Origin of the sequence: Micromonospora sp. LOL_025, assembly GCF_048060285.1 — a bacterium.
Taxonomy (GTDB): domain Bacteria; phylum Actinomycetota; class Actinomycetes; order Mycobacteriales; family Micromonosporaceae; genus Micromonospora.
The window spans coordinates 1-10,999 of sequence record NZ_JBHMIR010000063.1 but is presented as its reverse complement, the minus strand read 5'-3'; the positions used below and the strand labels follow the sequence as shown (position 1 = coordinate 10,999).

The window sequence follows — 10,999 nt, the reverse complement described above, 5'->3', positions numbered from 1 at the left end:
GAACAGGCCCTGCGAGTCGTGGTCGTTGCGGTCACCCAGGTGACCCAGGTTCTCCAGCTTCGACTCCTGCAACGCCGTCGCGATCGACACCACCGCGGCCCGCTCGTCCATGCCGGCCTTCTTCGTCGCGGCGATGATGGCCCTGACGTTGGCGACCTGCTCGTCGGACAGGTCGATACGCGACTGCGCACCCTGCACACCATGCGGCACCAGCACGCCCATGTCCGGCTTGTCCGCCGCCACCGCCACGGCCACAGCAGTGGTGTCCACGCTCGGGGCACTGGTGTGGGTGTCGGCCATCGGGCCGGCGGCCACACCACCGGCGAACGCCAGACCGGCGATACCGAGCACGCTGTTACGAATGATCGTGTTCATCAGAGATGCTCCATTCGGGGGTTGGCACCCGCACCGAGGGGGATTCGGCTACGCGGATGCAAGCACCGTCCGGCGCTCATGAACTCGGGGGTTCTCCAGCAGGGCTGGAGGGATCTCCGGCGTCGCACCGGAGGAAAGATCAGATCGGCCGCGTCGGCCGGATGTCCGACCTGTGCGGGCCGGAAGGGCCGGGCTGTTTCGCGGGGCGGGGGATGCCCTCACGTCGGCCGGACCATGTGTAACGACCGCCGGCCCGCCATCATTCCGGGGCCCGGCACCCCCATCCATCGGGCGGCCTGGCCTTGGCGGCGGTGGGTCTTGCTCGGTCGTACGCAGGGTGTAACGACCCCGGGCCGGCCACCATTCCGCCCCCACCATGCCCCGGATCACACGCCCGAACCGGACACTCACCTCATTGCGCCATCCCAGGGCGATCGAACCACCGACGCCCACCCGAACGACACCCCGGAAGCCGGACAACCGGCGCACCGGATCCGCCCGCACGTCCCAGATCTCGGCAGGTAAACCCCCTCAAAGGTCCTTACCTACCAAGATCTCCCGAGCACCCGAGGCAGGTGGGCGTCGATCATGCAGTTGTGGCGCCTCACAGGAGGCGCAATTCAGGGCGCGACGCCCACCACAACTGCATGATCGGCACGCAGACGGCGGGCACGTCGAGCCACGATCGTCAGGGCACGGTGCATCGGGTCCCGCAGCGGGCGGGCGCGAGATGGGCACCGACGGGGTGTGGCCCGCCGCGACGACCACGTGGAACCCAGCCCACGGCGACCTGCACGAACCGACGCCGAGGAACGCGAAATCGTCCCGACCGCGCCCGCCACGCCGCGACACCGGCGAAACCGCGATCCCCAGCGGCCCGACCTGGGGTTACCCTGACAGCATGCAGGCCCTCTCCCCCGCTCCGCCCCGTACGGCCCACCTGGCCCGTCCGGGCCGGCCCGCCGTGGTGGCCCGCACCCTCACCGAACTGACCGGCCCCACCCGTGGCGTGGTGGAGCTGCCGGTGCGGCTTATGTGGAACGCCGACCGCACCTTCGACCTGGGCGACCCGGACGAGCTGCTCTGGATGTACGAGAACGTGCTGCGGGAGACCACCCGCGCGGAGGATCTCCGGCTGCTCATCAACGGACGCACGCTGCGCCGGGTGTGGCGGCTGCTCAACCTGCCCCGGGGCGTACGCCAGGCCTGGGAGAGCCGCCACCGGGGGCTGCGTACGGCGTGAGCACCGCGCACCCGCACGAGTTCTATCGCGAGGTGGCCCGGGTGGCCCTGTCGGCTGCCGGGCCGTACCGGTTCGTGCTCGGCGGCGGGGTGGCCTGGGCCGCGCACGGGCTGGTGACCCGCCCGACGGAGGACGTGGACCTGTTCGCGGACGTGGAGGGGGCTGCCGCCGCGGCGGCGGACGGGGTGCGGACGGCGCTGGAGCGGGCCGGGTTCGAGGTGACCGACGCCGATCCCGACAGCGAACTGGCCGAGCTGTTCGACGGCTTCGACCGGGATCTGAGGGACTTCGTGGTGAGCCGGGACGGGCGGCTCATCCGGCTCAGCCTGGCCCGCCTCGACCGGCACCGTAGCCCCGTCGTGATGGATCTCGGCCCGGTGATGGACGTGCGGGACCTGATGGCGAACAAGACCGCCGCCCTGGTCAACCGGCGGGAGGTCCGGGACTACATCGACGTCGCGGCGGCCCTGGAGCACCACGACGTGGCGGAGCTGCTGGAACTGGCCCGCCAGCTCGACCCGGCCCTGGACGAGGACGACGTCCGCGCCGCCGGCCGCTACCTGGACCGGCTGCCCGACCGTAGGTTCGCCCGCTACGGCCTGGACCCCGCCGCCATCGCCCAGGTCCGCACCCGCCTAACCCCCTGGCCCCGCTGACCCCCACTCCCACCCCGCCCCCGCACCCCACCGCTCGCGTCGATCATGCACTTTCGGTGGGCGGAAAGTGGTGATCCTTCCCTTTTGCGGGGCACCACAAGTGCATGATCGACGCGAGCCAGGGGCGCGGGGCGCGAGCCAGGGGCGCGGGGCGCGAGCCAGGGGCGCGGGGCGCGGCGGGTTACTTGGTGGGGCGGCCGCCCGTGACGCCGAGGATCTCGCCGGTGACGTAGCTGGACTCCTGGGAGGCGAAGAAGACGTATGCCGGGGCCAGCTCGGCCGGCTGGCCGGGGCGTCCCTCCGGGGTGTCCTGGCCGAACTTCTCGACCTTCTCGTTCGGCATCGTCGCCGGGATCAGCGGCGTCCAGATCGGGCCCGGCGCCACCGCGTTCACCCGGATCCCCCGCTCGGCCAGGTCGGCGGCGAGCGCCTTGGTGAAGTTCGCGATCCCCGCCTTGGTGGTGGCGTAGTCCAGCAGCTGCGGCGAGGGGTCGAACGCCTGGATCGACGAGGTGTTGATGATCGCCGAGCCCTCGGCCATGTGCGGCACGGCAGCCCGGCAGAGCCAGAACATCGCGTACAGGTTGGTCTTCAGCACCCGGTCGAACTGCTCGTCGCTGATGCCGAGGATGCCCTTGTCCTGTGCCATCTGGTAGGCCGCGTTGTTGACCAGGATGTCGATGCCGCCGAGGTCGCGCACGGCCCGATCGATCAGCTCCTGGCAGTGCCCCTTGTCGGTGATGTCGCCGCGTACCGCGATGCCCTTGCGGCCTGCCTCCTCGACCAACCGGACGGTCTCCCGGGCGTCGGCGTCCTCCTCCTCGCTGAGGTAGGAGATCAGCACGTCGGCGCCCTCCCGGGCGTACGCGATGGCGATCGCGCGGCCAATCCCGGAGTCGCCGCCGGTGATCACCGCCCGCCGGCCGTCGAGCTTGCCGCTGCCACGGTACGACTCCTCGCCGTGGTCCGGCTTCGGGGTCATCTCCTGAGTCGAGCCGGGCGGCGTCTGCTGCTGCTTCGGTTGTCCCTCCTGCTGGCCGTACTGGCTGGTGGGGTCCTGCTGGGTGTGCTGGTCCTCGCTCACCGACGTCTCCTCGCGCACCGGTCGGGTCTGGGTCTCCCACGCCGTACCCTGCGGCGGCAAGCGGAAACGGCCGGCACGGTGTTACACGGACAGGTCCGTGCGCGCCGGTGTGATGAAACACCCCGGGCTCCTGTGGCAGGAGTGACAGCCGCTCGTTTATGGTGCGCTCGGCGCTCATCGGGCGCCCGGAACCCCCATGGAAGGGCACCTCATGACCTCTCCCTCCGGCCCGTCGCGTCGGACGGTGCTCGCCGCCGCGGCCGCGGCGGCGAGCGTCCCGCTGATCGCCGCCACCCCCGCCCAGGCGGCCGGCGCGGCCCGGTCGCGGACCTGGGACCTCACGATCCTCGGCACCTCGGACACCCACGGCAACGTCTACAACTGGGACTACTACTCCGACGCCGAGTACGACGACAGCAAGCACAACGACGTGGGCGTCGCCAAGCTGGCCGCGCTGGTCAAGCAGATCCGCGCCGAGCGGCGGGGCCGGGCGACGCTGGTGCTGGACGCCGGCGACACCATCCAGGGCACCCCGCTGGCCACCTTCTACGCCAAGCAGGAGCCGATCACCACCACCGGTGCGACGCACCCGATGGCCAACGCGATGAACGTGCTCGGCTACGACGCCGTGACGCTGGGCAACCACGAGTTCAACTACGGCCTGCCGCTGCTGGCGAAGTGGATCTCGCAGTTGGGCTTCCCGGCGCTGGCCGCGAACGCCGTCAACGTCGCCACCGGCAAGCCGGCCTTCCTGCCGTTCATCATCAAGAAGGTCTCCGTCGGCTTCGCCGCGCCGCCGCTGCGGGTCGGCATCCTCGGCCTGACCAACCCGGGCAGCGCGATCTGGGACCGGGCCAACGCCGAGGGCAGGCTGCGGTTCGACGACATGATCGCCACCGCCGCGAAGTACGTGCCGATCATGCGGGCGCGCGGCGCCGACATCGTGCTGATCTCCGCCCACGGCGGCGACAGCGGCACCTCCAGCTACGGCCCGGAGCTGCCGATCGAGAACCCGACGGCGCTGATCGCCCAGCAGGTCGCCGGCATCGACGCGATCCTGTTCGGCCACGCCCACGCCGAGGTCGCCGAAAAGTTCGTGACCAACGAGCGGACCGGCGAGCAGGTGCTGCTCACCGAGCCGTCGAAGTGGGGCCAGCGGCTGAGCCGGATGGACTTCACCCTGGCCCGCGAGCGCGGCCGCTGGAAGATCACCAAGAAGACCGCCGCCCTGTTGAACACCAACACCGTGGCCGAGGACCCGAAGGTCCTCGCCGCCGTGCGGGCGCAGCACCAGAAGACCGTGGCGTACGTCAACCAGGTCGTGGCCCGCTCCACGGTGGAGCTGTCGGCGGCGGAGAGCCGCTACCGGGACACCCCGATCCTGGACTTCATCAACCACGTGCAGACCGAGGTCGTCGGCCAGGCGCTGGCCGGCACGTCGTACGCGGACCTGCCGGTGCTGTCGATCGCGGCGCCGTTCAGCCGGACCGCGGTCTTCCCCGCCGGCGACGTGAAGATCCGCGACGTGGCCGGGCTGTACGTCTTCGACAACACCCTCGAGGCGGTCGTGCTCAGCGGCGCCGAGGTGCGCGCCTACCTGGAGTACTCGGCGAAGTACTTCCGGACCCTCGCCCCCGGCGCCCCGGTCGACCCGGCCGCGATCAGCGACCCGGCCGTTCCGGACTACAACTACGACGTCTTCTCCGGCCTGGAGTACGACATCGACATCTCCAAGCCGGTGGGCCAGCGCGTCACCCGCCTGGTGCTGCCCGGCACCGACACGCCGGTGGCGGACAACGCGCAGTTCGTGGTGGCGGTGAACAACTACCGGCGCAGCGGCGGCGGCAACTTCCCCGGCATCGTGAAGACCCAGGTCTACAACGAGCAGCAGGAGATCCGTCAGCTGCTGATCGACTGGGCGCAGGCCAAGGGCACCATCGACCCGGCGGACTTCTACCAGCCGAACTGGCGGCTCGTACGCGAGGGCGTGCCGGTCTTCTGATACCCGATCACCGGGTGGGCCGTGGACGGATCATCCACGGCCCACCCGGTGCCCGCCGCGGCCGCGCCGGCCCGTACGCGACGTGGCGGCGGGCCGGGCCGGCGCGGCGAGCGGGGTCACCGTCGTTCGTGGCCGGCGGCCCGACCCCCGATCTCCAGGCGCGGCCAGTCGGCGAGATCCCGCAGCAACTGCCGGTCGTGCGTGGCGACCACGACGGCCGCGCTCGTGGCGCGGATCGCGTCGGTCAGCTCGTCGACCAGCGCCGACGACAGGTGGTTGGTCGGCTCGTCGAGCAGGATCAGCCCGGGCTGCCCGGCCAGCGCCAACGCCAGGTCGAGGCGCCGCTGCTGCCCCTGCGACATCCGCCCGACCGGCGTGCGCATCGCGTCGGAGTCCAGCAACCCGAGCGCCCCGAGCGGGACCGCGTCGGCGTCGCGGAGCGCCCCACCGGCCACCAGCCGCCCCACGTGACGGGCGTGGACCTCGCCGGCGGTGAGGCCGGGGTCGTGCCCGGCGGTCTCCTGGTCGATCAGGGCGATCCGGGCCTCCTTCGCCGCCCAGACGCGTCCCTGCGTGGGTCGGAGCGCGCCGGCCAGCACCGCGAGCAGCGTGGACTTCCCGGCGCCGTTCGCTCCGGTGACCAGCAGCCGGTCGCCGCCGTCGAGGGTGAGGTCGACCGGTCCGGCCAGGCGCCCGTCGACGGCGACGCCGTACGCCCGCAGCTGTGGCGCACCCGGCCGGACGCTCAGGTCGGGCCACCGCAGGGCCGGCGGCGGCTCCGGCACGTCGATCCGGTGCGCCCGCAAGGCGTCCTGCTGGCGGTGCAGAGCCTGCACGACGCCCGGCGCGCGGGACTGGCGCTGGTGCTTACCGGTCCCCTTGTCCGGCCGCCAGCCCGTGGAGAGCCGGTCGCGAGCCTTGGACACCGCGCTCTGCAGCCGCTGGTGCTCGGCCTGCTGCTCCTCGTAGTCCTGCTCCCAGGACTCACGTTCGCGGCGCCGGGCGTCCTGCCAGGCGTCATAGCCGCCGGCGTACAGGCGCGGTGTGCCGTCGCGGGTCGGGTCGAGGTCGAGGAACCGGTCCGCGACGTCGCGCAGCAGCGCCCGGTCGTGGCTGACGACGGCGAGGCCGCCCTCGTGCTCACGCAGCCGGCGGGTCAGGAAGTCCAGCCCGTCGGCGTCGAGGTGGTTGGTCGGCTCGTCGAGCAGCAGCACGTCGTGCCGCGCGCCGAGGAGGCAGGCCAGCCGTACCCGGTAGCGCTGCCCGACCGAGAGCTGCGACAACGGGCGGTCGCGGTCCGTACACGCGCCCAGGGCCTCGAGGGCGACGTCGATGCGACGCTCGGCGTCCCACGCGTCCAGCCCGGTGGCGGCCTCGAGGGCGGCGGCATAGCGGTCGTCGGCGCCGGGATCGCCCGCGGCCAAGGCGAGGGACGCCTCGTCCAGCGCGGCGAGGGCCGCGAGCGACGCGGCCAGCGCCGCCGACGTCAGGGTGCCGACGGTCTCGCCGTCGCGCGCGGACAGTTCCTGACGGGCCAGGCCGATCGTGCCCGCCCGGTGCACGGTGCCCTCGTCGGGCGAGATCAGGCCGGCGAGGACGTGCAGCAGCGTCGTCTTGCCGCGGCCGTTCTCGCCGACGACGGCGACCCGGGAACGGGCGGAGACGGTCAGCGACACGTCGTTCAGGACGCGCCGGGAGCCGCGGACGACGGTGACGCCGTGGGCGCGGACGTGCGCGGCACCGCCCGCCGTGGCGGGCAGGGACATGGTTTCGGAAATCGGGGTGAGGTTCAAGGGTGCTCCGCAGCTCGTGGTGGAGCCGGGCAGCAGCAAGCGACCGCCCGGCGGGAACCGGGACGGCGAGCGCGGATTCAGCAGGGAGCAGGCGCCGCCGTCAGCGGGCGGAGCGGACCTTCTGCGACCAGATACCTCGTGCCATGACGGCAAGGTTAACAACGCCGGCGCGCCCGCTCATCCGGATTTCGCTCCGGCGGGCGGGCCGCACGGAGAGCCGGCGGGAACCGTCGTTCGGCTGCACAGCTGAACGACGAGGCGTCAGGCCCCGTGCCGCAGGTCCCACCGGTCCCGCTCGTCACCCGGATCCGGCTGGTCCCGCCGCGGATCGGTCTCGGTCAGCGCGGTCCGCTCCTCCGGGCGGACCGCAGGCGGCATCTCGCCGAAGCGCACGTGCCGCAGGAGGCGGTACTCGTCGTCGGTGAACGACGGTTCGGAGCGGTCCTCTGCCATCACTTCTCTCCCTCGACGTCGTCATTGTCCGCGGTGGTGACGTCGGACACCACCGCTAAAGCATCCTAGGATCCTGGGCGAAAGACGGAGCACGCGTGCGTCGAGGGAGACCTCCCCGGCGCACCGGGCCGGGGCTCAGCCGCCCGATGACCGGTCCAGCAGCGCCAGCGCCGCCCGCACGGGAGCGCGGCGCAACGTCTCGTCGAAGCCCGCCCGGCCCTGGCAGAACCGCACGAACATCCGCCAGCCCGGCGGCGTGGCCAACAACGCGTGGAAGACGCCCGGCCGCCGGGCGAACACGTCGAGCAGCCGGTGCCCGGCGCGCATCGACGGCACCAGGTCCCGGGTGACCGCGTGGTCGTAGCCCGCCAGGTCACCGGCGGCGACCGCCACGCCCGCCAGCTCGCCGGACCGCAGCGCGTAGCTGATCCCCTCCCGGCTCCACGGCTCCAGCAGGCCCGCCGCGTCGCCCGCGACCAGCACCCGGCCCCGACGCAGCGGCGAATCCTCGGCCCGGCAGCGGGTCAGGTGGCCCGAGTCGTGGGCCGGCTCCACCCCGGACAGGCCCAGCCGGTCGACGAACCCGCGCAGGTAGGCCCTGGTCCGCTCCCCCTCGCCCCGGGCGGCGATCACCCCGACCGTCAGCCGGTCGCCCTTCGGGAAGACCCAGGCGTACGAGCCGGGCAGCGGCCCCCAGTCCAGCAGGAGGCGGCCCCGCCAGCGGGCCTGCACCTCCGGCGGCACGGGCAGCTCCAGCTCCAGCCCCAGGTCGACCTGCCGGTGACGTACTCCCACGTGCCGGGCGGTCACCCCGGAGGAGCCGTCCGCCCCGACCACCGCCCGCGCGTGGACGGTGTCCCCGTCGGCGAGTCTGAGGCGTACGACGTCGGGGTCCTGCTCGACCGCGCGGACCGCGACGCGCTCGCGCACCTCGGCACCGGCGGCGACCGCGGCGGCACGCAGCCGGTCGTCGAACTCCTCCCGGCGCACCATGCTCACCAGCGGACCGCTCCGATGGCGGCGGGTGAACCGGCGTCGCCCGTCGCGGGTGAACGTCACCCGGTCGACCCGGTCGTGCGCGGGCACCTCGATCCGACCGGCCACCGCCGCGAGCGAGGTGCCGATCAGACCGCCCCCGCAGGTCTTGTAACGCGGGTGCGCGGCGCGCTCCACGACCAGCGTGCGCACGCCCGCGCGGGCGGCGGCGTGGGCGGCGGAGAGCCCGGCGGGGCCGGCGCCGACGACGGCGAGATCCCAGACGGTCACTGGTGCAGCCTAGGGCAAGCCACGGCGTCCGGCGCCGACGGCGCGGCCACGCGGCACCGCCCGATCGGGTGGGCATCTTCGCCCGTTCACCGGGTAACCGCGCGGCGCGACCGCCCGCGCAGGGGCGGGACAGGCGAAGGAGGAAAGGCCATGCGGCAGGTGCAGCTGTCGGATGTCGAGGAGAAGGTGTACGACGCGGTCGCGGCGCTGGAGGCCCGGGGACAGGTGCCGTACCCGGACCTGATCGCCGAGGAGGCCGGTCTCACCGAGGAGCAGTTGCGGGCGCCGCTGCACCAGCTCACCGAGAAGAACCTGTTGCACCGGGAGGACTCGCCGATGGCCGGGCTGGACTTCGGACCCCGGTTCTGCGCCCGCCAGATGGCGTGAGCCGACGAGCACCTCGCGATGGTTCGCCTCCCGGGTACCGGGGTAGCGCTCGACGATGCCCGATCACCGGTCCACGGGAGGCACGATGAGCCCGGCGGGTACGCCGCCACCGGCCGACGCCACCGCGCCGCCGGACGACCGGCGCCGCTGGCAGGCCCTCGGGGTAGGGCTGGTCGCCGCCTTCATGACGCTGCTCGACGTGAGCATCGTCAACGTCGCCGTCCCGTCGATCGACCGCGCCCTCGGGGCCTCCCCCAGCGACCTGCAGTGGGTGCTCTCCGGGTACGCCCTGACGTTCGGGCTGGTGCTGGTCTCCGCCGGCCGCTTCGGCGACGCGCGCGGCCGGCGAAGCGCGTTCGTCTTCGGGATCGCGCTGTTCACGCTGGCCAGCGCGCTGGCCGGGCTGGCCGCCTCGCCCGCGTGGCTGATCGCCGCCCGGCTGCTCCAAGGGGCCGCCGCCGGGGTCGTCAACCCGCAGGTCACCGGGCTGATCCAGGAACTCTTCCAGGGGCCGGAGCGGGGTCGCCCGTTCGGGCTGCTCGGCGCCACCATCAGCATCTCCACGGCCGTCGGCCCGCTGCTCGGCGGCCTGCTGATCGCCATCGGCGGCGAGGCGCACGGCTGGCGGTGGGTGTTCTTCGTCAACGTGCCGGTAGGCGTTCTCGCGGTGGTCCTCGGCTGGCGGCTGCTCCCCGGTCGACCGGCCGGCCCACGGGACCACCGGCGGCTGGACCCCGTCGGAGTGCTGCTGCTCGGCGTCGGAGTGTTGCTCGTGCTGTTGCCGCTGGTGCAGCAGGACTGGCGGGGCCCGGCGAAGTGGCTGCTCGTTCCGGCAGGGCTGCTCACCCTGGCCGGCTTCGGGGCGTGGGAGCGGTGGCACGGCCGGCGTCGGGAACCGCTGTTCGACCTGCGGCTGTTCGGCTTCCGGTCGTACACCCTCGGGTCGCTGATCGCGCTCGTCTACTTCGGCGGGTTCACCGCGATCTTCTTCATCTTCACGCTCTACCTGCAGAACGGCCTGGGCTACAGCGCGCTGGTCGCCGGCCTGGCCATCACCCCGTTCGCGCTGGGCTCGGCCGCGGCGTCCGCGCTCGGCGGCCGGATCGTCAACCGCTTCGGGCGTCCCCTGGTCGCGGTCGGGTTGCTCACCGTGGTGGTCGGGCTCGTCGCGGTGGTCGTCGTACTCGAACTGGCCCCGAGGGGCGTCGCCGTGCCGTGGCTGACCGCGGCCCCCCTGCTGGTGGCCGGGCTGGGCAGCGGTCTGGTGATCGCGCCGAACCAGACGCTGACCCTGTCCCAGGTGCCGGTGCGGCAGGCGGGCAGCGGGGCGGGCATGCTCCAGACCGGCCAGCGGATCGGTTCCGCCGCCGGGATCCCCGCCGTCGGCTCGATCTTCTTCTCCTCGCTGGCGGCCAGCGGTGGGGACTTCTCACTCGCCTTCCGGCACTCGCTCCTGTTGGCCGCCGGGGTGATCGCGCTCGCGCTGGTCGCGGCCCTGGTCGACGTCGCCCTCGGCCACCGCCGGTGACGGTCAGCGGCTCGCCGTGCTGGTGGAAGCCCGTGACGGCCGCCGTCCCCGGTCCGCCCGGCTCCGCCACCCGACGTGCCGCTGGCCGGCACCCCGGGTGGGGGTGCCGGCCAGCGGCATGTCATGTATCGCGCTGTCAGTTGTTCCAGTGCTCGGTGACGAGGTCGGCGGCCTGCTGCTCCCACTGGGCGTAGTGGTCGGGGTACGCCGAC

9 protein-coding genes and 1 pseudogene are annotated in these 10,999 nt (G+C 73.0%); 5 read left to right on the top strand and 5 right to left on the bottom strand.

Annotated elements, in window-relative coordinates:
* Window positions 1-375, bottom strand: a pseudogene (locus ACFHW0_RS31275) (hypothetical protein); the annotation flags it as partial.
* A 901-nt stretch (window positions 376-1,276) separates the two neighbouring features.
* Between ACFHW0_RS31275 and ACFHW0_RS31270 the strand changes: the two are divergent.
* Both ACFHW0_RS31270 and ACFHW0_RS31265 read left to right on the top strand, forming a co-directional pair.
* Window positions 1,277-1,618, top strand: coding sequence for a hypothetical protein (locus tag ACFHW0_RS31270; RefSeq protein ID WP_416613229.1), 342 nt, complete (start codon window positions 1,277-1,279; stop codon window positions 1,616-1,618).
* Window positions 1,615-2,274 carry a nucleotidyl transferase AbiEii/AbiGii toxin family protein gene (locus tag ACFHW0_RS31265; protein WP_233599890.1) on the top strand — a complete coding sequence of 220 codons (660 nt, stop codon included), beginning with the start codon at window positions 1,615-1,617 and terminating at the stop codon, window positions 2,272-2,274. Before ACFHW0_RS31270 ends, ACFHW0_RS31265 begins: the two co-directional genes overlap by 4 nt.
* Before the next feature lie 181 nt (window positions 2,275-2,455).
* Here ACFHW0_RS31265 and ACFHW0_RS31260 read toward each other — a convergent pair whose 3' ends face one another.
* Window positions 2,456-3,358, bottom strand: coding sequence for an SDR family oxidoreductase (locus tag ACFHW0_RS31260; RefSeq protein WP_416613228.1), 903 nt, complete (start codon window positions 3,356-3,358; stop codon window positions 2,456-2,458).
* Between the two features lie 211 nt (window positions 3,359-3,569).
* Here ACFHW0_RS31260 and ACFHW0_RS31255 point away from each other — a divergent pair, with 211 nt between their 5' ends.
* Window positions 3,570-5,360, top strand: coding sequence for a bifunctional metallophosphatase/5'-nucleotidase (locus ACFHW0_RS31255; protein ID WP_416613227.1), 1,791 nt, complete (start codon window positions 3,570-3,572; stop codon window positions 5,358-5,360).
* Window positions 5,361-5,476: 116 nt separating this feature from the next.
* On the opposite strand, the gene ACFHW0_RS31250 is transcribed toward ACFHW0_RS31255, so the two are convergent.
* The 3 genes from ACFHW0_RS31250 to ACFHW0_RS31240 all read right to left on the bottom strand — a co-directional run bounded on the left by ACFHW0_RS31250 (window position 5,477) and on the right by ACFHW0_RS31240 (window position 8,872).
* A complete protein-coding gene (locus tag ACFHW0_RS31250) occupies window positions 5,477-7,153 on the bottom strand; it encodes an ABC-F family ATP-binding cassette domain-containing protein (RefSeq protein ID WP_416613226.1) in 1,677 nt (558 codons plus the stop codon).
* 261 nt (window positions 7,154-7,414) lie between these two features.
* Window positions 7,415-7,606, bottom strand: coding sequence for a hypothetical protein (locus ACFHW0_RS31245; RefSeq protein WP_416613225.1), 192 nt, complete (start codon window positions 7,604-7,606; stop codon window positions 7,415-7,417).
* Between the two features lie 135 nt (window positions 7,607-7,741).
* Window positions 7,742-8,872, bottom strand: a complete 1,131-nt coding sequence (locus ACFHW0_RS31240) for a geranylgeranyl reductase family protein (protein WP_416613224.1) — start codon at window positions 8,870-8,872, stop codon at window positions 7,742-7,744.
* A 150-nt stretch (window positions 8,873-9,022) separates the two neighbouring features.
* On the opposite strand from ACFHW0_RS31240, the gene ACFHW0_RS31235 reads away from it, so the two are divergent.
* Together ACFHW0_RS31235 and ACFHW0_RS31230 are read left to right on the top strand one after the other, a co-directional pair.
* Window positions 9,023-9,259 carry a hypothetical protein gene (locus tag ACFHW0_RS31235; RefSeq protein ID WP_416613223.1) on the top strand — a complete coding sequence of 79 codons (237 nt, stop codon included), beginning with the start codon at window positions 9,023-9,025 and terminating at the stop codon, window positions 9,257-9,259.
* A gap of 85 nt (window positions 9,260-9,344) precedes the next feature.
* Window positions 9,345-10,787: an MFS transporter gene (locus ACFHW0_RS31230; protein ID WP_416613222.1), complete on the top strand. Its 1,443-nt coding sequence runs from the start codon at window positions 9,345-9,347 to the stop codon at window positions 10,785-10,787.
* The last annotated feature ends 212 nt before the right edge of the window (window positions 10,788-10,999 follow it).